The organism is Nonomuraea sp. NPDC003560, from assembly GCF_042878785.1.
GTDB lineage: Bacteria > Actinomycetota > Actinomycetes > Streptosporangiales > Streptosporangiaceae > Nonomuraea.
In genome coordinates this window covers 285,886-308,405 of record NZ_JBIAOF010000007.1, presented here as the reverse complement: position 1 = coordinate 308,405, position 22,520 = coordinate 285,886, and the positions used below count along the sequence as shown (strand labels likewise).

Annotated in this window: 21 protein-coding genes and 1 pseudogene; 13 read left to right on the top strand and 9 right to left on the bottom strand. The window is 74.1% G+C overall.

All coding sequences use genetic code 11. From position 1 onward, the window contains the following. The first annotated feature begins 47 nt into the window (after positions 1–47). Positions 48–1,445 carry an APC family permease gene (locus ACFYUV_RS27995; RefSeq protein ID WP_387672833.1) on the top strand — a complete coding sequence of 466 codons (1,398 nt, stop codon included), beginning with the start codon at positions 48–50 and terminating at the stop codon, positions 1,443–1,445. Next, the gene (locus ACFYUV_RS27990) at positions 1,442–2,080 is read left to right on the top strand and encodes a GPP34 family phosphoprotein (protein ID WP_387672831.1); all 639 of its coding nucleotides are present in this window, start codon (positions 1,442–1,444) and stop codon (positions 2,078–2,080) included. Before ACFYUV_RS27995 ends, ACFYUV_RS27990 begins: the two co-directional genes overlap by 4 nt. Before the next feature lie 26 nt (positions 2,081–2,106). Here the strand turns inward: ACFYUV_RS27990 and ACFYUV_RS27985 are convergent, their stop codons facing one another. From ACFYUV_RS27985 to ACFYUV_RS27975, 3 genes are all read right to left on the bottom strand, one after another. After that, entirely contained in the window at positions 2,107–2,469 is a 363-nt protein-coding gene (locus tag ACFYUV_RS27985) for a hypothetical protein (protein WP_387672829.1), read from the bottom strand. Then, the gene (locus ACFYUV_RS27980) at positions 2,466–4,244 is read right to left on the bottom strand and encodes a hypothetical protein (protein WP_387672827.1); all 1,779 of its coding nucleotides are present in this window, start codon (positions 4,242–4,244) and stop codon (positions 2,466–2,468) included. Before ACFYUV_RS27980 ends, ACFYUV_RS27985 begins: the two co-directional genes overlap by 4 nt. A gap of 484 nt (positions 4,245–4,728) precedes the next feature. Continuing rightward, a complete protein-coding gene (locus ACFYUV_RS27975) occupies positions 4,729–5,130 on the bottom strand; it encodes a hypothetical protein (protein ID WP_387672824.1) in 402 nt (133 codons plus the stop codon). Here ACFYUV_RS27975 and ACFYUV_RS27970 point away from each other — a divergent pair. The 3 genes from ACFYUV_RS27970 (at position 5,123) to ACFYUV_RS27960 (ending at position 7,322) form a co-directional block, all read left to right on the top strand. Continuing rightward, positions 5,123–5,455 carry a hypothetical protein gene (locus ACFYUV_RS27970; protein WP_387672821.1) on the top strand — a complete coding sequence of 111 codons (333 nt, stop codon included), beginning with the start codon at positions 5,123–5,125 and terminating at the stop codon, positions 5,453–5,455. The genes ACFYUV_RS27975 and ACFYUV_RS27970 overlap by 8 nt on opposite strands. 99 nt (positions 5,456–5,554) lie before the next feature. Further along, positions 5,555–6,157 (top strand): hypothetical protein, encoded by a 603-nt coding sequence (locus ACFYUV_RS27965; RefSeq protein ID WP_387672819.1) that lies wholly within the window; start codon positions 5,555–5,557, stop codon positions 6,155–6,157. Between the two features lie 157 nt (positions 6,158–6,314). Beyond that, a complete protein-coding gene (locus ACFYUV_RS27960) occupies positions 6,315–7,322 on the top strand; it encodes an endonuclease/exonuclease/phosphatase family protein (RefSeq protein ID WP_387672816.1) in 1,008 nt (335 codons plus the stop codon). Positions 7,323–7,341: 19 nt separating this feature from the next. Here the strand turns inward: ACFYUV_RS27960 and ACFYUV_RS27955 are convergent, their stop codons facing one another. Next, positions 7,342–7,653 carry a hypothetical protein gene (locus ACFYUV_RS27955; RefSeq protein ID WP_387673241.1) on the bottom strand — a complete coding sequence of 104 codons (312 nt, stop codon included), beginning with the start codon at positions 7,651–7,653 and terminating at the stop codon, positions 7,342–7,344. A 174-nt stretch (positions 7,654–7,827) separates the two neighbouring features. Then, positions 7,828–8,783: pseudogene (locus ACFYUV_RS27950) on the bottom strand (AMP-binding protein); the annotation flags it as partial. A gap of 212 nt (positions 8,784–8,995) precedes the next feature. Between ACFYUV_RS27950 and ACFYUV_RS27945 the strand changes: the two are divergent. Both ACFYUV_RS27945 and ACFYUV_RS27940 read left to right on the top strand, forming a co-directional pair. After that, a complete protein-coding gene (locus tag ACFYUV_RS27945; RefSeq protein WP_387672813.1) occupies positions 8,996–11,833 on the top strand; it encodes an AAA family ATPase in 2,838 nt (945 codons plus the stop codon). A 93-nt stretch (positions 11,834–11,926) separates the two neighbouring features. Further along, on the top strand, positions 11,927–12,838 hold the full coding sequence (locus tag ACFYUV_RS27940) for an alpha/beta hydrolase family protein (RefSeq protein ID WP_387672810.1): 912 nt from the start codon (positions 11,927–11,929) through the stop codon (positions 12,836–12,838). Positions 12,839–12,934: 96 nt separating this feature from the next. Here ACFYUV_RS27940 and ACFYUV_RS27935 read toward each other — a convergent pair whose 3' ends face one another. Continuing rightward, on the bottom strand, positions 12,935–13,756 hold the full coding sequence (locus ACFYUV_RS27935; RefSeq protein ID WP_387672807.1) for an SDR family oxidoreductase: 822 nt from the start codon (positions 13,754–13,756) through the stop codon (positions 12,935–12,937). 126 nt (positions 13,757–13,882) lie between these two features. Between ACFYUV_RS27935 and ACFYUV_RS27930 the strand changes: the two genes are divergently transcribed. Further along, a complete protein-coding gene (locus tag ACFYUV_RS27930; RefSeq protein ID WP_387672804.1) occupies positions 13,883–14,608 on the top strand; it encodes an MgtC/SapB family protein in 726 nt (241 codons plus the stop codon). An 89-nt stretch (positions 14,609–14,697) separates the two neighbouring features. Then, positions 14,698–15,600, top strand: coding sequence for an NAD(P)-dependent oxidoreductase (locus ACFYUV_RS27925; RefSeq protein WP_387672801.1), 903 nt, complete (start codon positions 14,698–14,700; stop codon positions 15,598–15,600). On the opposite strand, the gene ACFYUV_RS27920 is transcribed toward ACFYUV_RS27925, so the two are convergent. Beyond that, positions 15,593–16,423: an AraC family transcriptional regulator gene (locus ACFYUV_RS27920; RefSeq protein ID WP_387672798.1), complete on the bottom strand. Its 831-nt coding sequence runs from the start codon at positions 16,421–16,423 to the stop codon at positions 15,593–15,595. The genes ACFYUV_RS27925 and ACFYUV_RS27920 overlap by 8 nt on opposite strands. 17 nt (positions 16,424–16,440) lie before the next feature. Further along, the gene (locus tag ACFYUV_RS27915) at positions 16,441–17,325 is read right to left on the bottom strand and encodes a fumarylacetoacetate hydrolase family protein (protein ID WP_387672795.1); all 885 of its coding nucleotides are present in this window, start codon (positions 17,323–17,325) and stop codon (positions 16,441–16,443) included. A 66-nt stretch (positions 17,326–17,391) separates the two neighbouring features. On the opposite strand from ACFYUV_RS27915, the gene ACFYUV_RS27910 reads away from it, so the two are divergent. Both ACFYUV_RS27910 and ACFYUV_RS27905 read left to right on the top strand, forming a co-directional pair. Then, positions 17,392–18,099, top strand: coding sequence for a FadR/GntR family transcriptional regulator (locus tag ACFYUV_RS27910; protein ID WP_387672792.1), 708 nt, complete (start codon positions 17,392–17,394; stop codon positions 18,097–18,099). Positions 18,100–18,118: 19 nt separating this feature from the next. Continuing rightward, complete coding sequence (locus ACFYUV_RS27905) at positions 18,119–19,378, top strand: DUF3500 domain-containing protein (RefSeq protein WP_387672790.1); 1,260 nt, start codon at positions 18,119–18,121, stop codon at positions 19,376–19,378. Here ACFYUV_RS27905 and ACFYUV_RS27900 read toward each other — a convergent pair. Continuing rightward, positions 19,357–20,253, bottom strand: a complete 897-nt coding sequence (locus ACFYUV_RS27900; RefSeq protein ID WP_387672787.1) for a cation diffusion facilitator family transporter — start codon at positions 20,251–20,253, stop codon at positions 19,357–19,359. The two genes, ACFYUV_RS27905 and ACFYUV_RS27900, sit on opposite strands and share 22 nt — an antisense overlap. Before the next feature lie 220 nt (positions 20,254–20,473). On the opposite strand from ACFYUV_RS27900, the gene ACFYUV_RS27895 reads away from it, so the two are divergent. Both ACFYUV_RS27895 and ACFYUV_RS27890 read left to right on the top strand, forming a co-directional pair. Further along, positions 20,474–21,763 carry a cytochrome P450 gene (locus ACFYUV_RS27895; RefSeq protein WP_387672784.1) on the top strand — a complete coding sequence of 430 codons (1,290 nt, stop codon included), beginning with the start codon at positions 20,474–20,476 and terminating at the stop codon, positions 21,761–21,763. A 56-nt stretch (positions 21,764–21,819) separates the two neighbouring features. Then, a complete protein-coding gene (locus ACFYUV_RS27890; protein ID WP_387672781.1) occupies positions 21,820–22,512 on the top strand; it encodes a TetR/AcrR family transcriptional regulator in 693 nt (230 codons plus the stop codon). Positions 22,513–22,520: the final 8 nt, after the last annotated feature.

Below are 22,520 nucleotides of genomic sequence, written 5' to 3'. Positions count from 1 at the left end.
ATACCGAGGCTCGTCACCCCCCGCATGGACGACATGGAGAGGCTGTCGTGCAACCTCAGGAGAGCATCGAGCAGTTCGGCTACCGTCAGGAATTACGCCGCGGGGTCGGACTGACCGACCTCGTGTTCTACGGCCTGATCTTCATGGTGCCGATCGCGCCGTTCGCGATCTTCGGCCCGGTCTACAAGGCCTCGGGCGGCATGCCCGTCCTGGCGTACCTGGTGGGCATGGTCGCGATGTTGTTCACCGCGGCCTCCTACGCGCAGATGGTCAAGGCCTTCCCGCTGTCGGGGTCGGTCTACAACTACGCGGGCCGCGGCATCGCCCCGTCGGTCGGCTTCATGACCGGGTGGGCGATCCTGCTCGACTACCTGCTCGTGCCGAGCCTGCTCTACCTGGTCGCCTCGATCGCCATGAACGCCAGCGTGCCGGGGGTGCCGGTCTGGGGGTGGCTGCTCGTCTTCGTGGCCGTCAACACGGTGGTCAACCTGCGCGGCATCCGGATGACGATCACCCTCACCAAGGTGCTGATCACCTGTGAGCTGGTCGTGCTCGGCCTGTTCGTGCTGATCGGGATCTGGGCCCTGCTCCAGGGCAAGGGCCACGGGTTCAGCCTCTCACCGCTGTTCAACCCCGACACCTTCTCCTGGCCGGTGATCTTCGCCGCGGTCTCCGTCGCGGTGCTGTCCTTCCTCGGCTTCGACGGCATCAGCATGCTCGTCGAGGAGTCCGCGGGCGGCTCGGCCCAGGTGGCCCGGGCCATGCGGCTGGCGCTGATCCTGGCCGGGCTGCTGTTCGTGGCCCAGGTCTGGGTGGCCGCGCTGGTGGTGCCCGACCCGGCGGGCCTGCTGAACACCGGCTCGGAGACCGCCTTCTACGACGCCGCCGCCTCGGCGGGCGGCGAGTGGCTGCGGCACGTCACCTCGACGGCCACCGCCATCTCCTGGGGCTTCGCCGACACCCTGGTCGCCCAGGTCGCCGTCTCCCGCCTGCTGTACGCCATGGCCCGCGACCGGCAGCTGCCGGCCTTCCTCGCCAAGGTGTCGGTCAAGCACTCGGTCCCGGCCAACGCCATCCTGCTCGTCTCGGCGCTGTCCGTCGGCATCGGCCTGTGGGCCTCGCAGCTCAAGGAGGGCGTCGGCCTGCTGAGCAGCCTGGTCAACATGGGCGGCCTGATCGCGTTCGTCGTGCTGCACGTGTCGGTGATCGTCCACTACCGGGTCCGGCAGCGCTCGTCCGACTTCTGGTCGCACCTGGTGGCGCCGCTGATCGGCATGGCGATCCTGATCTTCGTGATCGTCAACGCCAACATCCTGGCCCAGCGGGTGGGCCTGATCTGGCTCGCCGTCGGCGTCGTCGTCCTCGGCGTCCTGTACGCCCGCGGCCGCCGCCCGGTGCTGGACGGCGACGACAAGGCCGGCCTGACCGGGATCCGGTCGCCGTGACGCGGCCGCCGCTCCACCACGAGCTGTTCCTCATCGCTCACGACCAGTCCGGCAAGCCCCTGGTGCACCAGCACTCGATGGCGCTCGGGCTGGCCGGGGCGGTGCTGCTCGACCTGGCGCTGAGCGGGCGCGTCACGGTCGGGCAGGGCCGGATCGCCGTCGTCGACCCCACCCCGGTCGGCGACGCGGTCGTGGACTCCCTGGTCCCGCTGATGGCCCGCGACCGGGCCGAGGGCGAGGCCAGGTTCTGGATCAAGAAACTGGCCGAGGACGCCTACGACCGCACCCGGCAGAGCCTGGTCACCGCGGGCGTGCTGGTCATGGTGACCAGGCGGCGCATGGGCATGTTGCCGTACACGCGGTACCAGCTCGCCGACATCGCCTCGGTGGTGCGCGCCTCGGCCGGGGTGCGCTCGGCGGTGGAGGGCTGGAAGCAGCCCGACGGGCGCGGCGCGGCGCTGTGCGGGCTGGTGGGGGCGCTGCGGCTGGAGGCCGAGCTCTACCTCGACCAGCCCTCGGCCCGGCTCGTCGAACGCCTCCGGGAGATCGCGGGCGAGCACTCCCCCGTCGTCAGGGAGGTCGTGCAGCTGATCGACGACATGCTCGGCGAGGCCGCGGTCGCGGTCTTCCGCTGACCGCGGCCTCCTTCGAGAGCCGCTGGTCAGCCGAACAGCTCGCGGATCTGGCCGACGACCTCCACGATCACCGACACCTCGGCGGCGCGGGCCGACAGCCGCTTGAGGGCGTCGAGGACGCGGGAGCGGTCGGGGTCGGCCTGCTCGATCTCCTGGCGCACGTCGGCGACGTCCCGGCGGGCCCGCGCGGGCTCGGTCACCTCCGCCTCGTGCTCGGCGAGCAGGCGTTCCAGCCGGTCGAGCAGCCGGGCCGCCTCGCCGGGTGCCGTGCCGCCCAGGTTGTTGACCGTGGCGCGGGAGTGCGGGCCCACCGCGATCGGGCCGCTCACCTCGCCGCCGCTGATGTGCACGCCGTACGAGCCGGGCGTGGGGGTCTGCTCGTTCGTCACGCGCCCTGTCCTCCCAGGTTGTTGACCGTCGCCGCGGCCTGGTGCCCGAAGGCGACCGGGCCGCTGACCGTGGCGCCGCCGCTGACCGACAGCGTGTTCATGGTCACGCTCGCCGCCTGCAACCGGTAGGCGCCGGTCTCCACGCCCTTGTCCTCCAGGAAGTCGAGGACCGCCTCGGTGAGCCGCTGCTCGATCATCCGCACGTACTTGGAGACGTCGAGCACCTGGATGTGGGTCTGCAGGTCGTCGCTCGCGCCCAGCTCCCGGACGCTGAAGCGGGCGCCGTAGGGGTAGACGATGTGCTTGCGCGGGTCGGGCGCCAGCATGTTCTGCCGGACGGCCTGCACCCCCGTACGGACGAGCCGGGCGGGCGCGGCCAGCACGTCGCGCAGCAGCCGCAGCTTCAACGACCTGACCGCCTCCCAGGCGATGCGGCCGCCGGTCATCGTGGGCAGCCGGTCGACCACGTGGTAGGGGCCGTGGGCGGGCGGGAGCACGGTGACCACGAACTGGGTGTAGAGCATCCGTCCCTCGACGGCCAGGTAGATGAACGCGGAGGTCAGCGCCTCCTGATCCTCGGCCGGCGCGACGAGCCGGCCGTTGCGGTCGCGGATCTCCTGCCCGGCGTTGTTGATCGTGACGCGCTGGTAGTAGCGCACGCCGCCCTGCGGATGGCGGACGATCGCCTCGATCTCCTCGGGCGTGGCGTGGGACCTGGGCAGGCCGTTCTTGCCGATCAGCGGATGGGACACCGGGGCGCCGCCGTCGTGCCAGTCGGCCACGGTGAAGATCCCCCTGGTGACGACGTGGTCGCCGATGTCGAGCCGCTGGATGCCCTCGTTGGGACGCAGCACCCGGTCGCGCATGTCCTTCAGCCGCTCGCGGACGAAGGCGTGCAGCTCGACGGGGTCGAGGTCGACCGGGTCGTCCTGGCGGCGCGGCGGGCCCTCGCGGCCGCGCACCCGGTCGAGCTCGACGGCGATCGACCAGGTCCTGGCGATGGACCCGGCGCCCATGAAGGCGTCCTCGTTGGCGTACATGGTGATGTTGCCCCACTGGGCGCTGCGCACGTAGTCGACGCGATGGGCGGTGCGGGGGCCGGTCGCGCCGGTGACCGGCTCGGGCGCGCCCGGCCGCAGCGTGCCGGCCAGCGTCATGTACGTCGCGATCCGGTAGACCAGCGCCACCCCGAGCGTGGTGAAGGGCACGGCCATCGCCAGCGCCAGCGTGCCGAGCCCCTGGCCCAGGACGTCGGCGACGCCGTAGGAGGGGCCGTCGTCGTAGAGCGAGGAGCTGGAGAGGCTCTGCAGCAGCAGCACGGACAGCGCGGTGGAGAACACCGCGGCCAGCAGGAGCAGGGCCATGCTCGCGGCCCAGAACCAGAGCATGGCCCGCAGCACGAGCGAGCCGCGCCGGACCCGCCCCGACGTGAGCAGCACCAGCGGGACGAGCGTCGCCACCCACGCGATCGTGGTCAGCGGGGACATCACGAACCCGACGAGGAAGAACACGGTGATGAGCGCGTCGCGGACGACGAGCATCGAGCGCGAGCGCCGGCAGTGGTGGATCACCGGGATGAGGTCGAAGCCGCCGTAGGACGGGGGGACCGCGCGGTAGGGGTCGAACATCAGCTCGCCCAGCACCCGGTCGCGGAACCCGCTGTCGAGGTAGGCGGCGGCGCTGAGGTAGCGGGTGACGTTGCTCATGCGGGGCACGCGGGGGTGGGCCCTGGTGTCCCGCGTGGAGCCGGTGGCGCCGGAGCTGTCGACGGCCATGACCCTCCTTCGTCGGTGAACCCGGCCGAGCTTATGAGGGGCGAGTGCTTTGGGGGGCTCGTTGTTATCAAATAGTCTCGTTCACCGGAAGTGAAGCTCGGGACAAAAGCCCGATAAATTGAAATTCTTCCCTTTACGGAGCATTACGGGAGGGTGTATTGGTCCACCATTCAGGCGCCGGGGGGCGGTGCGGGCGATGCGGCAGCGACACCGGCGCCCTCACCCAGTGCCCCCGCTGCGGCGCCCTCCTCCCCGCCCCCTCACCCCCCACCCCCACATCTCCCGCCTCCTCCGGCCCCTCACCCGCAGGCCCCACAGACACCGGCGCCCCACCCGGTGGCCCCGGTTCCCCGCCCGCCGGCAGTGGTGTCCCGTTCGTAGGGGTCGGCACGCCGGGGGCCGGCGCCGGTGGTGTCCCGCCTGTGGTGCGCTCGTCCGGGGAGGGGGCGTTCGCCGGTCTCTCACGGGGGCCGCTGGGGGACGATCATCCGCCGCCGCCCTCGCGGTTGCGTCCGCCGGGGTGGCGGCGGCCGGTGGTGCTGGCCAGCGTGGCGGCGGCGTGCGCGACGACGGCGCTGGTCTGGTGGGTGGCCGGGAGCCGCCCGTCCTCTCCGGCGGAGGCGGGCGGGCGCTCTGGCGGCGCGCCGTCGGCCGTCCAGCCGCAGACCTCGCACGAGGCGACGGAGGACCCGGCGACCGGGGACGCCACCCCCACCGGCGACCCGGCCGCGAGCACCGGCCCGACACCGAGCGCGGACCCCACGGCAGGTGCGGCCGGGCAGGCCGGGCGGGTGGACGAGCTGCTGTCCAGCAGCAGTTCCGCCCGTTCCAGCCTGTCGGCGGCGATCGCGGACGCGACCGGCTGCCGCCGGAGCGGCGTGACCACGATCGAGGACATCACCGCCGGCCGCCGCGACCAGCTCGCCGCCGCCCGGACCCTGGAGGTGACGGCCCTGCCCGAGGGCGCGGCGCTGAAGCAGACGCTCATCGCCGCACTCGACGCCTCCTACGACGCCGACACCGCCTTCCTCTCCTGGGCCCGGCGCCATCTGGCGGGCGGCTGCACCGGCCCGGTCTCGGACGACCGCGATTACCGGCGAGGTCTCAGCAGATCGGAGGCCGCGCAGACGGCGAAGGCGCAATTCGCGCAGGCGTGGCGGCCGATTGCGGAGACATATGGCCTGACAATATGGAAAGCCGACCAGATCTAGCCATATTGGCCCATAATTCAGCGTAAGCACCGAAATTCCGAGCGCCGATCGACGAGAGGCCGGCGACAGGTCTCGTCAGTGACACGAAGGAGTGCTGCGATGTTCCTGCCAGGCCGGGTGTTCCGGCTGGCCGCGGGCGCGGCGGCCGGGTACCTGCTCGCCGTGCGCCCTTGGCACCTGCGCTGGGGCGCGACCGACAGAGAGGTGCACGAGGACCTGCCGGGTGACGACATCGTGCCGCTCCCCCAGCTCCAGGCCACCCGTGCCGTCACCGTGGACGCGCCGCCGCCGGTCGTGTGGGCCTGGGTGGTCCGGCTCGGCGGGTACCCGGGCCCGGGCACCCGTCCCGGCACCCGTCCTGGCGCCGGACCCGACGCGCGGGCGGAAGCCGCCGGCGAGCCCGCGCAGCCCCCGCACGACCTCAAGCCCGGCGACGTCATGGACGGCGGCGCCTTCGTGGTCGAGCGGATCGAGCCCCCGCACAGCCTCGTGCTGGCCGACCGCGGCGCCGACGCCACCACGACCTGCTCCATCGCGCTCCGCGACACCGGCGGCGGCACCCGGCTGATCTACCGGCTCCGGATGCGCGGCGAGGCCACCGTGCGCGGCGCCGCCCACGTCGCGATGACGGACGTCGGCGACTTCGTCGCGATGCGCAGGCAGCTCCTCGCCGTCAAGACGGGAGCCGAGTCGGCGAGGTGAGCCGCTGAGCCGACCCGGTGAGCCCGGGTGGCCGAACCGAGCAGGGCCGGGCCCGGGGCCGGGGGCGGGGGCAGGGCAGGGGGCCGGGCGGGGCGGGGCCGGGGGCCGGGTGGGCGGCCTGGTTCGGGTTCTTCGCCGCTGCCTTAGGGTTCATGCTGTGGATCAACGGGCAGCGAGCGCGACCGCCGAACGCGCATCCGCCGGCAAGCGTCCCTCACCCCGGCGGCGCAGGCGCTGGTTCGCCTGGACGGTGGTCGCGCTGCTGGCGGCCTGGGCGGCGCTGCGGGTCGGCGGCCTGGAGACCGGCTCCTTCCTCATCCAGCTCATGACGGTGACGCCGATCGGCGCGGGGCTGGCCGCGCTGACCGCGCTGCTGGCGGTGCTCAGGCGCAACCGCCCGGCGGGGCTGAGCGCGGCCGTCGTGGGCATGGTGTTCGTCGCGTGCCTGATCCCGCGGACGTCCGGGGTGGAGCCGGGCAAAGTGATCGAGGGCGTCCCGCTGCGGGTGTTGTCGGTCAACCTGTTCGGATGGGCCGACGCCGAGACCGTGGTCCGCCTGGTGCGCCTGTACGAGATCGATGTGTTCAGCGCGCTGGAGCTGACCCCCGACGCGGTCCGGCGGCTCGACCAGGCGGGGCTGCGCAAGCTGCTCCCGTACCGGGTGCTCCAGGCGGCGGACGGCGCGATCGGCAGCGGCCTGTTCGCCAGGCACCCGCTGCGGCCGCTGCGGGGGCTGTTCACCCCGATCGGCCACAACATGCCGGCCGCCACGCTGTCCCTGCCCTCGGGCGGCAAGGTCGAGGTCGTGGCGGTGCACCCCGACCCGCCGCTCGGCCGGATGGCGGCCGAGTGGGACGCCTCGCTCAAGGCGCTGCCGTCCCCGTCGCCGTCGGTGATCAGGATCCTGGCCGGCGACTTCAACGCCAGCCTCGACCATCGCGCCTTCCGCGACCTGCTGGCCAGGGGTTACGTCGACGCGGCCGACCAGGTGGGCAAGGGGCTCGTCCCGACCTGGCCCAACAACAGGGCGATACCGCCGATCATCACGATCGACCACGTGCTGGCCGACCGCCGGGTGAACGTGGCCAGTACGGAGATCCTCGACGTGCCCGGCACCGACCACCGCGGCGTCTTCGCCGACCTGCGCGTGCCCGCCATCGGCTGACCCGCCGCTGCCTGCCCGGTCACCGCGCCTGCTGCCCGTGCAGCGTCCTGAGGGACGCCTTGAGCAGCTTGCCGGCGCCGTTCCGTGGCAGGCCGGGGACGAGCTCCAGATACCGCGGGATCTTGAAGCGGGCCAGGCGGCCGTCGAGGTGGGCGAGCAGTTCCCCGGGCTCCGCGCTCGCACCCGGCCGCAGCACGACCAGCGCCTTGCCGGTCTCCCCCCACTTCTCGTCCGGTACGCCGATCACCGCGCACTCGGCCACCGCCGGATGGGCGAGGAGCAGGTTCTCGATCTCGGCCGGGTAGACGTTCTCGCCGCCGGAGATGTACATGTCGCTGATCCGGTCGCGGATGTGGACGTACCCGCCCTCGTCGGCCACGCCGATGTCGCCCGACCTGAACCAGCCGTCGGCGGACAACACCTTCGCGGTCTCCTTCGGACGCCGCCAGTAGCCGGGCATGACGTTGGGGCCCTGGACGTACACCTCGCCGGGCTCGCCGGGGGCGGCGGGCGAGCCGTCGGGGGCGACCAGCCGCACGTCGGAGAAGAAGCACGGCACCCCGGCCGAACCGAGCCCGGCGTCCGGGTGCCCCGCCCCGAGGAAGAGCGCGCCCGGGGAGGTCTCCGTCATGCCGTACCCCTGCAGGAACGGCAGCCCGCGCTCCCGGTACGTCCTGATCAGCGGCTCGGGCACCGGCGCTCCCCCGCACAGCAGGTGCCGCAGGCTGGACAGGTCGGCGTCCGCCCAGCGCGGCGACTGCGCGAGGGCCGCGAACATCGACGGCACGCCGAACATCATCGTGACCCGCTCGGACTCGACCAGGTCGAACGTCCTGTCCACCCGGAACGACGGCTCCAGCAGCGCCCGGCCGCCCTTCAGCACGGTCGGCAGGAGTGTCTGTGCCAGGGCCGCGATGTGCCACAGCGGCGCGCTGACCAGCGTCACCTCGTCGTGCGCGAGCGGCACGTCGACCAGCAGGTTCACGGCGTTCCAGATGAGGTTGCCGTGGGTGAGCATCGCGCCCTTGGGGCGGCCGGTGGTGCCCGAGGTGTACATGATCAGGCAGAGGTCGTCCTGGCTCACCGGCTCGTCCACGGGGTCGGCGGGCGCGCCGGCGATCAGCTCCTCGAAGGCGTCCTGGTCCAGGTGCCGGCCGGGCAGGCCGCCGCCGTCCTGGCCTGCACCGAGGACGACGACGCGGGCGCCGGAGTCGTCCAGGAGGAAGCGCAGCTCGGGCGGGGCCAGCCGGGCGTTGAGCGGGACGAACACCGCGCCCAGCAGTCCGGCGGCGAAGAACGTCTCCACCAGGGACGGGTGGTTGGCCCGAGATAGGCGATCCGGTCGCCGCGGCCCACGTCCAGGCCGGTCAGCCCGTGGGCCAGGCGGGTGACCCGGTCGTACAGGTCGCCGTAGGTGCGGTCGATCCCCTGGTAACCGACGGCGGGCCGGGCGGGCGTCATCCGCGCCCTGCGTGCCGGCCATGACCCAAGCCCCTGATTCCGCATCGGCACTCCTTGACGGTCAGGACTCAAGGTAGGTCACCAAGCGCTTGCTGTCACCGGAATGCCGCACTTTCTCCCGTCCGCCCCCTCTCGTACGGTCGGGGGCGTCGGCGGCTTTCGTGGCCGGCGGCCTCTTTCAGCGGCGGCACCCGCGCGTGACACTGGACGGCGTGTCCCCAGTCACGCGCGTTCCCGTGTTACGCGGCCGCGACGCGGAGGAGAACGTCCTGCTGCGACTGCTCGACGACGCCCGGGCCGGCTCCGGAGGGGCGCTGCTGCTGACCGGCGCGGCGGGCATGGGCAAGACGGCGCTGCTCGACCTGGCCGCCGCGCGGGCCTCCGGGTTCCGGGTGCTGCGGGTGTCGGGGGTGGAGCCGGAGTCGCGGGTGCCGTACGCGGGGCTGCACGGCCTGCTGAGACCGGTGGCCGGGGCCGTCGCGGCGCTGCCGGCCGCCCAGGCCCGCGCGCTGGCCGAGGCCCTGGAGTCCGGGACCTGCGGGGATGGGCTCGTGCTGCCCGCCGCCGTGCTCGGGCTGCTGTCGGCGGTCGCCGCCGAGCGTCCCGTACTGGCCTGCGTGGACGACGCCGACCGGCTGGACGCGGCGAGCCTGGACGCGCTCTCGTTCGTGGCCCGCCGCCTGTCCTGCGAGCCGATCGCCCTGCTCTTCACCACCAGCCCCCCGCCCTCCCACGCCGTCCCGTACGGCGAGCGGGAGCCGGAGGGGTTCGACGGCGAGGCGATGTGGCGGCTTGAGGGCGTGCCCGCGCTGGAGCTGCGCGGGCTCGACGGGCCGGCGGTGCGGGAGCTGGCCGCGGACCTGGCGCCCGGCGGGCTCGCCGAGGACCTGCCGGCCGCGCTCGACCGGATCGCCCGCGGGAACCCGCTGGCGCTGCGCGAGCTGATCGGCGCGCTCACCCCCGACCAGCGGGCCGGGCTCGCGGCGCCGCCCGCCGTCCTGCCTCCTGGTGGGCGGTTGTGGCGGGAGCACACGGGCGTGCTGGCCCGGCTGCCCGCGCGTACGCGCTGGCTGTCGCTGCTGATCGCCGCCGATCCGGCCCTGGACGTGGCGACCCTGGCCAGGGCGGCGAGCCCGGCGTGCGCGTTGTCGGCGCTCGAACCGGCCGAACGGGCGGGCGTCCTGCGGGCCGACGGGGACGCGTTCGTGTTCCGGGAACCCGCGATGCGGGCGGTCACGTACCAGGCGGCGTCGCTGGCCGAGCGCCGCCGCGCCCACCGCCTCCTCGCCGACCTGCTCACCCCGGGCGGGTGCCATGCGGATGGTTGGGAGAGGTTGCGGCGGGCGTGGCATCGGGCGTGGGCGGGAGGCGGCGGGGAGGAGGCCGGGGACGAGCTGGCGCGGGCGGCGCTGGCCGTGCGGTGGGCCGCCGGGAACTCCGAGTCGTGCCTGGCCTCGGAGCGTCGTGCCGGGTTCCCCGAGCCCTACCTGGCGTTGGAGCGCGCCGCCGAGCTGACCGCTCATCCCGCGGTCGAGGCCGAACGGCTGGCCGCCGCCGCCAGGCACGCCTGGGTGTCCGGACGTCCCCTGGCCGCGCGTTCCCTGCTGGCCCGGCTGCGGTCGCCCGGCGCGCCCGAGGAGCTGCGCGGCCACGTCCAGCTCCTGCGCGGCAGCCTGGAGCTGCTGGGCGGCGAGACCAGCAGCGCCCGCGAGGAGCTGCTGGCGGCGGCCCGCGGGCTGCTGGACAGCCACCGCGTGCTCGGCGTGCGCGCGCTGGTCGGCGCGGCGGACGCCAGCTACCGGGCGGGCGACAACCGGGCGTTCATCGCGATCGCCCGGCAGGCGGCGGCCCTGCGGCGTCCGGACGAGCCGGCGCCGGCGCAGCTCATGTTCGAGTACCTGGCGGGCATGGCCCACACCTTCAGCGGCCTGCACCAGGAGGCGGCCGGGCCGTTGCGGCGGGTGCTGGAGCTGGCCGGCTCGGTACGCGACCCGGCCGTCCTCACGTGGGCGTGCGTGGCGGGCATGCTGCTGGGCGAGGACGCGGTGGCCCACCGGCTGTCGGCGCGGGCCGTGGAGGAGGCCCGGCTGCGCGGGGCCGCGTCGGCGGTGCCGCAGCTCCTGGAGTTCACGATCTACCCCGACGTCTGGACGGGCCGGTACGCCTCCGTCGCCGCCACCGCCGCGAAGGGCCTGCGGCTGGCCCGCGAGACGGGCCAGCACAACACCGCGGCCCAGCACCTGGCCTGGCTGGCGGTCAGCGCCGCCGTGGAGGGCGACCAGGAGACGTGCCGGATCCGCGCGGACGCCGCCATCGAGCTGGCCGACGCCCACGAGCTGGGCCTGGCCGGCGCGGTCGGCAACTGGGCGCTGGCCTGCCTCGACCTGGCCGCGGGCCGCGTGGCCGACGCCGCGGGCAGGCTGCGGGCCGAGCGGCGCAACCGCCACGTCGTCATCAGGGTCATGTCCACCCCGCACTACATCGAGGCGGCCGCCCGCACCGGCGACCGCGAGCGGGGCGCGGCGGCCCTGCGGGTGCTCGAACGCTGGGTCGGCAGCACGCGCAGCCCCGGCCTGCGGGCGCTGGTCTCGCGCTGCCGGGCGCTGCTGTCGGTGCGTCCCGGCGAGGCCGAGGAGCTGTTCCTGGACGCCCTGCGCCTGCACGGCCAGGGCGTCTGCGGGTTCGAGGCGGCCCGTACGCACCTGCTGCTGGGCAGCGCGCTGCGGCGCGACCGGCGGCCCGGCGCGGCCAGGAACCACCTGCACACGGCGCTGGAGACGTTCGAACGGCACGGCGCGCGGCTGTGGACCGAGCAGGCCAGGGCCGAGCTGCGGGCCTCCGGCGAGCCGGTCCGGCCGGCCGCGGACGCGACGGTGTCGCAGCTCACCGCGCAGCAGGCGCAGATCGCCCGCTTGGTGGCCGCGGGCGCCACCAACAAGGAGGTCGCCGAGCAGCTCTTCCTCAGCAGGCGCACGGTCGAGCACCATCTCAGGAACATCTTCAGCAAGCTCGGCATCCGCTCACGGGTGGAGCTGGCCAGGTTCATGTAGCGCCTGAACCGGGCGGCACGAGACCGGTGATTTCACCGATGCACGGCTGACCGTGTGTCCCGACAATGGCGACAGACAGCAGTCATTCCCCCGATGAGCAGGGAGTTCGACGACGTGCAGCTCTCCACCCCCCACTTCGGCGCGCGAACGTTCACCAAGCTCGCCCTGGCCGTCACGCTGCTCGCCGGCGGCGTCGCGGCGGCGCCGGCCGCCCACGCGGCCGGCCCGTACGAGCGCGGCCCCGACCCGACCGGCGCGATCCTGGAAGCCGCGCGCGGCCCGTTCGCGACCGCGGAGCTCGGCGTCTCGCGGCTGAGCGTCTCCGGCTTCGGCGGCGGGACGATCTACTACCCGACCGACACCAGCCAGGGCACCTTCGGCGCGATCGCCATCTCGCCCGGCTACACGGCGACCTGGTCCAGCCTCGCCTGGCTGGGGCCGCGGATCGCCTCGCACGGGTTCGTGGTGATCGGCATCGAGACCATCACGATCTACGACCAGCCGGCCAGCCGCGGCCGTCAGCTCCTGGCCGCGCTGGACTACCTGACCTCGGGCAGCCCGTCGGCCGTGCGCAGCAGGATCGACGCGTCCCGGCTCGCGGTGGCCGGTCACTCCATGGGCGGCGGCGGCACGCTGGAGGCCGCCGACGCGCGCCCGTCGCTCCAGGCGGCGGTGCCGCTCGCGCCGTGGAACCTCACCAAGAGCTGGTCGGGCCTCCGGGTGCCGACGATGATCATCGGGGGTGAGGCCGACACGATCGCGCCGGTGGCGACCCACTCCGAGCCGTTCTACCAGTCGATCCCGTCGTCGGTGGAGAAGGCGTACCTGGAGCTGAACGGCGCCTCGCACTTCTTCCCGCAGGTCACCAACACCACGATGGCCAAGTCGATGGTGGCCTGGCTGAAGCGGTTCGTCGACGACGACACCCGCTACGACCAGTTCCTGTGCCCCGCCCCGCGCGGGACCGCGATCGAGGAGTACCGCGACACCTGCCCGATCACCTGACGGGCGCTGCTCCGGAGCCGGTGACGCCCTCCGTCACCGGCTTCCGGCCGGCCGGCGCCCTCCGTCTCGCCACGCCGCCGTGCTCGTCGCCGGTGGTCAGCGGAAGGCGGCGGCGTTGCGCTCGGCCCAGGCGGCGAACGGGCGGGCGGGACGGCCGAGGACGCGCTCGACGTCCGGGCTGACGCTCCGCTCGTCGGGGGTGGGCTCGCCCAGGATGGCGAGCGTGCCCTCCACCACGGGCAGCGGCATGACCTGCGCCATCTGCGCGTGGGCGGCCTCGCGGGTCTGCTCGGCGAAGCGCACCGGCTCGCCCAGCGCCGCCGCGATCGCCGCCGCCCGGTCCCGCGGGGTGGTGGCCTCGGGGCCGGTCAGCACGTACGTCGCCCCGTCGTGCCCGTCCTCGCGCAGGACGGCGGCCGCCACGGCGGCGACGTCGGCGGGGTCGACGAAGGGCAGGCCGACGTCGCCGAAGGGAGCCTCGGCGGTGCGGCTCAGGCGTACGGGCTCGGCCCAGGCGTAGGCGTTGGAGGCCAGGCCGCCCGAACGCAGGACCGTCCAGGCCAGCCCCGACCCGCGGACGGCCTCCTCGAACCGGACGGCGTGCGGGTAGGCCCCCGGCCGGGTTCCGGCGCCCTGGCTGGACAGCAGGACGACCTTGCGCACGCCCGCCTCCCCGGCCGCCGCGATCACGCCCTCCGGGTCCTCCCCCGCCACCAGCAGGAACAGCGCGTCCGCACCCGCCAGAGCCGGACGCAGGCTCGCGACGTCGCCCAGGTCGGCGGCGACGGCCCGGACGCCCGGCGGCACGTCGGCCTCCGTGACGCGGCGGGCGACGGCGGTGACCGGCAGGCCCTCCTCGGCCAGCAGACCGACCAGCGTGCGGCCGACGTTCCCGGTGGCACCCGTGACAACGAACATGGCGGTTCTCCCCAGTTATTAGTTAGTTGCCTGACTGAGAAGAACCGTAGCACAGAACCTAAGTCAGGCAACTAACTTTTCGCCGGGAAGGTGTGAGACCCCCGCACGCCGGGGACATCTGGGCAAATGGGGACGGCGTTCGCCACGACGGCACTGGCCGGGCAAGGATGGACCCAGCTGGGAGAACTGGGCCTGGCCCTGCTGCTGTCGGCCGCCATCGGGCTCGAACGCGAGATCCGCCAGAAGAGCGCCGGCCTGCGCACCCACACACTGGTCGGCTTCGCCTCGGCCCTGATCATGCTGGTGTCCAAGTACGGCTTCGCCGACGTCCTGGGCGAGCACGTCACGCTCGACCCGTCCCGGGTGGCCGCGCAGATCGTGTCGGGCATCGGGTTCATCGGCGGCGGCCTGATCTTCGTCCGCCGGGACGCGGTGCGCGGGCTCACCACCGCCGCGGTGGTCTGGCTGACCTGCGCGGTCGGCATGGCCGCCGGGGCCGGACTGTGGCTGCTGGCGGTCGCCGTCACCGCCGGCCACTTCCTGGTCCTGTTCGGCTTCACCCCGCTCAGCGCCCGGCTGCCCCGCTCGAAGTACGCCCAGTCGCGCCTGCATCTGACCTACCTCGACCGCCACGGCGCGCTCCGCCGGGTGCTGGCGCTGTGCAGCGACAGGGGCTTCGTCATCGCCGAGCTCACCCTCGAACGCGACCAGCCGAGCAAGGACCGGGAGTCGATCTCGATCTGGCTCGTCGTCCAGGGCGCGGGGCCGGTCGAGGTGCTGATCACCGAGCTGCTGGAGATCGACGGCGTGCTCGGCGTCTCCAGCGTCGACCTCGACGTCACCACGCCCTGACGCGGGCGCGGGCCGCACAACCGTTCAAGACCGGAGCCGGTCCCTGCCGCTACAACGGTGACGGCGGGACACGCGGAGCGGGAGGGCGGATGGCCGGAACGGGATTCATCGGACTGGGGATCATGGGCCGGCCCATGGCGCTCAACCTGGTGCGGGCGGGCACGCCGGTCGTGGTCTGGAACCGTACGGCGGCCGGGTGCGAGCCGCTGCGGGCGGCCGGCGCGCACGTGGCGGCGAGCCCGGACGAGGTGTTCGCGCGGGCCAGGGTCGTGCTGCTCATGCTGGCCGACGAGGCCGCCGTGGACGCGGTGCTCGGGCGCGGCACGCCGCGGTTCGCGTCCATGGTGGCCGGGCGGATCGTGGTGCACATGGGCACGACGTCCCCGGCGTGGTCGGCGGACCTGGGCGCGGCGGTGCGGGCGGCCGGCGGCGACTACGTCGAGGCGCCCGTCTCGGGCTCGCGCGGCCCGGCCGAGGCCGGGCGGCTGGTGGCGATGCTGGCCGGCGAGCCCGCGGCGGTCGAGGAGGTGGGCCCCCTGCTCGCGCCGATGTGCGCCGGGACGATCGCGTGCGGCCCGGTGCCCGGCGGGCTGCTGATGAAGCTGGCGGTGAACATCTTCCTGATCACCATGGTCAGCGGTCTGGCCGAGGCCGCGCACTTCGCCGCCCGGCACGGCCTGGACCTGGACAGGTTCGCCCAGGTGCTCGACTCGGGCCCGATGGCCAGCGACGTGTCGCGGGGGAAGGTCCGCAAGCTGCTGGACGGCGACCTCGCCGCCCAGGCGGCCATCGCCGACGTGCTGAAGAACAACCGGCTCATCGCCGGGGCGGCGCGGGCGTCGGGCGTGGCCTCGCCGCTGATCGACGTCTGCCACGCGCTGTTCGCCGAGACCCTGGCGCTCGGGCACGGCACGCTCGACATGGTGGCCGTGATCCGCGCGATCGAGGCCAGGACCGACGGGCTCACGGCGGATTCACCGAGCGTCAGGTGAGGGCGGTGGTCCATTCGCCGGGGGTGAGCCCGTAGGCGCGCTTGAACATGCGGGTCAGGTGGCTCTGGTCGGCGAAGCCCGCCCGCAGCGCGGCCTCCCGCAGCGGCAGGCCGCCGCTCATCGCCCGCCGGGCCACGTCCAGCTGCCGCATCGTCCGGTACCGGGTCGGGCTGGTGCCGAAGGCGGCGCGGAACTGGCGGGCGATCGTCCAGCGGTCGAGCCCCGAGACGCGTTCGAACTCGGTCACCGGGTGCCGGGTCGCGGGGTCGGCGGCGATGAGCTCGCGCACGCGTGCCAGCGCCTCGACCGCGAGGGGGTCGCGCCGCCGCCGGACGGGGACGTCGGCGTGCCGCTCCAGGGCCGCCGCGACCAGCAGCGCGACCTCCAGCCGGGCCAGCTCCTCCAGGGGCTCGTCCAGGTGCCGCAACCAGGCGAGCAGCGCCGGCGACATCCCCTCCGGCCGCACGACGGGGTCGGCGACGAACGGCAGCGGCCGGCCGCCCAGCGCCTCCTGGATCAGGTACGGGTCGACGTAGAAGATCCGGTAGCCGAAGCCCGCGTCGGTGCCCGCGGCCCCGTCGTGCAGCTCGTCGGGGTGCAGGACGTGCCACTCCCCCGGCAGGCATCGCCGCAGCTCGCCGCGGTAGCGAAAGGTCTGCACGCCGGCCAGCGTGACGCCGATCGCGTACGTGTCGTGGCGGTGGGGCGCGAACGCCTCGCCGACGAGCGAGGCCGCCAGCCGCTCGATGCCCTCGGCGGCCGGGCCGAAGCGCAACCGGTGCCCCGGCCGCCCCGCCCCGCCGCGGACAGGTCGTGTCTCCACCACCCCAGTGTCGCGCTTCACCCCTCCGGCGCGGTCACCCCTCCGGCGCCCGTCAGCGCCCGCGCGTCGTTGCCGACGATCGGGTTGCGCACGCTGCCGAGACGTTCGGCCTCGACCTCGACGACGTCGCCGGGCCGCAGCAGCCACGGCGGGGTGCGCGCGTAGCCGACCCCGGCGGGCGTGCCGGTGGCCAGCAGGTCACCGGGCCGCAGCGTGAACGTGCGCGAGATCAGCGCCAGGGTGTCGCCGACGCCGTAGACCATCTCGTCGGTACGCCCGTCCTGGACGACCTCGCCGTTCACCCGGGTCCGCACCCGCAGCCCGTCGCGCAGGTCACCGACCTCGGACGCGGGCACCAGCGGGCCGAGCGGGCCGGACCGGTCGGCGTTCTTGCCGAGGATCCACTGGCTGGTGAGCTTCTGCGCCCGGCGCGCGGTGAGGTCGTTGAAGACCGAGTAGCCGGCGACCGCGGCCAGCGCCTCCTCCGGGTCCGCGTCCACCAGCGGCGCGCCGACGTACGCGACCACCTCGCCCTCCCAGTCCAGGCCGTCCTCGCCCGAGGGCACCGGCACCGGGACGCCGCCCACGGTCAGCGACCGCGTCCAGCGGGCGAACAGCGTCGGGTGCGGCGGCACGCCCTCCCCCGCGTAGGAGCCCTCGGCGACGTGCCTGAGGTAGTTCAGCCCGATGCAGATCACCCGGGCCTCCGGCAGCACCGGCGGCACGAGGGTGACCGACGCGACCGGGAGCCGCTCGCCGGCCGGCTCGCGGGCCAGGAAGGCGGCCGCGCCGGCCCAGAACCGCTCCAGCGGGGCGAGCACGGTGACCTCGGCCCCGTCGGCCGACAACGCGCCGGCCTCGACGCCCCCGGCGGCGTGCCGGCGGATCCCGACGATCCTCATCGCTCATCTCCTCACGGCGGCTAAAACCTGCCAAAGGTTCGCAGGTTTTATGGTTGGATCCGGACTATGCCCTACTCCTCCTCGCCCGGACAACCGGCCGCCGCGCTCGGGCAGGGCGCGGGCACGCGGGCCGAGCGGCTGGCCGCCGCGCTCGACGAGCGGATCAGGTCGCGCGGGCTGGGTCCCGGGGAGCCGGTCGGCACGCTGGAGTCGCTGCGCGCGGAGACGGGCCTCGGTTACGCCACGGTCAGCGAGGCCGTCCGGCTGCTGCGCGACCGTGGCGTGCTGGAGATCCGGCCGGGCCGCGGCGGCGGGCTGTTCGTCGCCGACCCCGGCCCGGTGGTGCGGCTGCGGCACACCCTGCTCGGCGTCGCCGAGGAGCCGGGCACGGTCGCCGACGCCGTCGAGCTGCGCGACCACCTGGAGGAGCTGATCGACGTCGGCGCCGCCCGCAACCGCACCCGCCGGGACGTCGCCGACCTGCGCCGCCTGCTGCGACGGCTGCACTTCGCGCCCGGCTGGGACGCCTTCATGCGCGCCAACTGGGCCCTGCACGAGCGCATCGCCGCCATCAGCCCGAACGCCATGGCCCGGGCCGTCTACATCGGCACGCTCGGCCATCTGGGCGCCGCGTCCCCGCGTCCCGACGACGCGGCCGACGCCGGCTACCGCGAGCTGCGCCACCGGATCCACGCCGACCTGGTCGAGGCGATCGCGGCCGGCGACGAGAGCGCCGTACGGGCCGCCGTCGCCCGGCACAACACCACCGTCTGAGACAGACCGGAGAGCCCTCATGCCCGGCGAGTTCCGCCAGTACCTGTTCCCGCACGACCACCCGCGCCTGGCCGGCGTACGCGGCCTCGACCCCTACGCCTACCGCGAGCTGGCCAGGAGGCCGGGGACGTTCACCGGCGGCCTGATCGAGGGCTGGACCCCGCTGTACGGCAACGACTTCCGCGGCGTCACCGAGGACGGCGTCCTGCGGGACGGCCTGTACCCGCTGACACCGGCCGCCCCCGACGAGCAGGCGCCGGTCGCCGCGATGGTGTCGGCCGCCCGCGACCTGCTGGCCTGCCTCGACGACGAGGACCGCGAACGCCTCTCGCACGAGGCCGACGACGTGGCGTGGCAGACCTGGGCCAATCCGGAGTTCATGCAGTTCGACACCGGCCTGCGGCTGGACCTGCGAGCTCCGGCCGTCAGGGAGAGGGCGCTGGCGCTGGTGGGCGCCTCGCTCTCGCCCGAGGGCGGCCGGCTCGTCCGCGCGGTGATGCGGGTCAACGGCTTCCTGGGCGAGGTGGTCGGCCTGGAGACGATACTCAACGAGTTCAGCTACAACTTCGCCCTCTACGGCACGCCCGACCCCCGGGCCCCCTGGGGCTGGCAGCTCTACGGCCACCACTGCGCGCTCAACTGCCTGGTCGTCGAGGGCCGCATGGCGTTGTCGCCGGTGTTCCTCGGCGCCGAGCCCGACGAGATCGACGCAGGTCCGCACGCCGGCCTGCGCGACCTGTTCGCCGACCGGGTCGCCCGCGGCCTGCGGCTGATGGCCGCCCTGCCGGAGGAGCACCGCCGGCAGGCCGTCGTCCACGAGCTAATGGTCGACCCGGCGATGCCCGAGGGACGGGTGCACCCGGGGGACGAACGCCACCTGGCCGGGGCGTTCCAGGACAACCGCGTGATCCCGTTCGAGGGGGTGCGGGTCGCCGCCATGCCCGCGGCGGCCCGGGAGCACGCGCTGGCCGTCGCCGAGTCGTTCGTCGGCCTGCTCCCGGCAGGGCCGCGCGCCGCCCGGCTGCGCGAGATCGCCGCGCACCTCGACGAGACCTGGTTCTGCTGGATCGGCGGCCACCGGCCGGGCGACGTCTTCTACTACCGGCTCCAGTCACCGGTGATCGTCGCCGAGCTCGACCACCACCGCGGCGTCTTCCTCGACTACGACACGCCCAAGCCGTTCCACGTCCACACCGTGCTGCGCACGCCGCACGGCAACGACTACGGCCGCTCCTGGGTGCGGCAGTGGCAGCGGGGTCAGGGCTCGGGCTGCAGGTAGACGACCGTGGACATCGGGACGCGTTCGCGGATGCGCCCCTCGGCCTTGGCCAGCGCCTCGGCCACGGCGTCCCCCTGCTCGGCGACGGTGACCCGGGCGGCCACGAGCAGCTCCTCCGGGCCCAGGTGCAGGGTGCGCAGGCGGGTGAAGGAGGCGACGGCGTCGTCCTCGCGCAGGGCCTCCTCGATGGCCCGCTGGACCTCCGGCGACGCCGACTCACCGATGATCATGCTCTTGGTCTCGGTGGCCAGGGTGACGGCCACGATGATCAGGAGCACGCCGATGGCGATCGAGCCGATGCCGTCGTAGACCGGGTCGCCGACGACCAGCGTGAGCGTGACCCCGATGAGGGCGAAGGCCAGCCCGAGCAGGGCGGCGGTGTCCTCCAGCAGGACCACGGGCAGCTCGGGGGCCTTGGCCTCGCGGATGTAGCGCAGCCACGACCGGCCCCCGCGGGCCCGGTTGGCGTTGCGCACCGCCGTGCGCAGGGACAGCCCCTCCATGACGATCGCGCCCACCAGCACCCCGATCGCCCACGGCCAGCTCTCCAGCGGCTTCGGGTGGCTGATCTTCTCGTAACCCTCGTACAGGGCGAACAGTCCGCCGCCGAAGAACAGCACGACCGAGACCAGGAAGGCGTAGAAGTACCGCTCGCGCCCGTGGCCGAAGGGATGGGACGGGGTGGGCCCGCGCTTGGCGCGGGACTGGCCGAGCAGCAGCAGCCCCTGGTTGCCCGAGTCGGCGAAGGAATGGATGCCTTCGGCGAGCATCGAGGACGAGCCGGTGAAGAAGAACGCCACGAACTTGGTGACGGCGATCCCCAGGTTGGCGGCCAGCGCCGCGTAGGTCGCCTCCTGCGAGCCCTTACCGCTCACGCCGTCCCCGCAACCGGTGCCGCAATCGGTGCTCGTACAGGCTGTCGCGTCATCACGTTCCTCCCGTGCGGGTGAGCTGTCGGATGCGTGCCTTTGCCCCGTGGGCCCGCGGGCACACCTTGATCCGGCGATCGAATGGACATGCACAACGTGCATTGATGCGCGTCGTGCACCTTTGTAGGGTGGAACGGCCCGCACCCGCGAGAACAGGGACGTGCCGATGAGCGACCGCAGCCTGACCGACGACTCCCCCGGCGCGAGCCCCACGGCGATGCGCCGGATCCTGCCCGCCGACCTGGTCGTGCGCGGCGGGTGCCCGTTCGACCCGCCGCCGGGCCTGCGGGAGCGGCGCGGCCAGGACCCGGTCCGGCCGGTGGAGCTGCTCAACGGCGCGCGGGCGTGGCTGGTCACCGGTTTCGACGAGGCCCGCACCGTCCTGTCGGACGCCCGCTTCAGCGCCGACCGGGTCCGCCACCGCGAGGCCACGTCGCTGCAACCGCACGAGGTGGCCGAGCAGGCGGCGGGCGTCCTTCCGGCGGGCCCGTCCGTCGAGAGCCGCGAGGACGGCTTCTTCGTGTTCATGGACCCGCCCGAGCACACGCGCATCCGGCGGCTGCTGACCGGCCAGTTCACCGTCCGGCGCATGCGCGAGCTGGAGGCCAGGGTCACCGAGATCGCGGTCGAGCACATCGAGGCGATGAAGGCGGCCGGCACGGAGGCCGACCTCGTGCCGTCGTTCGCGCTGCCGCTGCCGTCCCTGGTCATCTGCGAGCTGCTCGGCGTCGACTACGCCGACCGCGCCGAGTTCCAGGAACGCACCTCCGTCGGGCTGAACGCCGGCTCCACCGACGAGGAGCGGGCCGTGGCGGGCGTCGAGCTGTACGCGTTCATGCAGCGGCTGGTGGCCGCCAAGCGCGCCGCGCCGGCCGACGACCTGCTGTCGGGGCTCGTCCACGACGCCGACCCGCCGCTGACCGACGCCCAGCTCGTGGACGTCGCCCTCGTCCTGCTCGGCGCGGGCCACGAGACCACCGCCAACATGCTGGGACTGGGCGCGTTCGCCCTGCTGGAGCACCCCGACCAGCTCGCCGCCCTGCGGGCGGACCCCTCCCTCGTCGACAACGCGGTCGAGGAGCTGCTGCGCTTCCTGAGCATCATCCAGCTCGGCGTCAGCCGCGTCACGACCGAGCCCGTCACGCTGGGCGGCGCCGACCTCCCCGCCGGCGCGACCGTCGTGATCGCCACGCCCGAGGTCAACCGCGACCCCCGCCACTGGCCCGACGCCGACCGGTTCGACGTCAACCGCGCCCGCGTCCCGCACCTGGCCTTCGGGCACGGCGTGCACCAGTGCCTGGGCCAGCAGCTCGCCCGGGTGGAGATGCGCATCGGCCTGACGGAGCTGATCACCCGCCTGCCGGACCTGCGGCTGGCCGTGCCGGCCGGCCAGGTGCCGGTGCGCGACGAGATGCTCATCTTCGGCGTGCACTCCCTGCCCGTCGCCTGGTCCTGACCGGGCGCAGTGCCCGCCGGAGCCCCGTCGCCCTGCCGGAGCCCATAATGAGGACCGTGGCAGAGGAGGCCGGGGTGGTTCAGCTCGCATCGGGCGCCGGGGAGCCCGCGTCGCCCGGCCGCCGCGAACGCAAGAAGCAGGCCACCCGCGCCGCCCTTCGCGAGGCGGCGCTCCGGCTGGCCCTGCGCCACGGCGTCGAGAACGTGACCGTCGAGCAGATCGCCGGCGAGGCCGACATCGCGCTGCGCACGTTCTTCAACTACTTCTCCAGCAAGGAGGAGGCGGTCGTGGCCTCGCTGGCCGCCGCCGCGCAGGAGCTCGTCGCCCGGTTCAGGGCCCGGCCGCGCACCGAGCCGGTCCTGCGCGCCTTCCGCGAGGCCGTGCTGACGGTCATGAAGGAGAGCGACGCCGCCGGCCGCGACCACGTCCGGGCGTTGCAGCTCGTCCGGTCGGCGCCCACGCTGGTGCCGCAGCAACTGGCCGTGCTCGCCGCGCAGGAGCAGGCTCTGGCCGAGGCGATCGCCGAGCACGTCGGCCAGCCCGCCCCCGGGCGTCCCGGCGACACCGGCTATCCCCTGCTGTGCGCGGCCGCGGCCCTGACGGCGCTGCGCGTCGTCCTCGACCAGTGGCTCCGGCAGACCGCGGCCTCCGCAGGGCCGCCGGACACCGCCCTGCTCGCACGGCGCATCGACACGGCGATCGACCAGCTCACCGCCGGCCTCGACCACCCCGGCCGGCCCGGCCCGTGAGGTGAGCG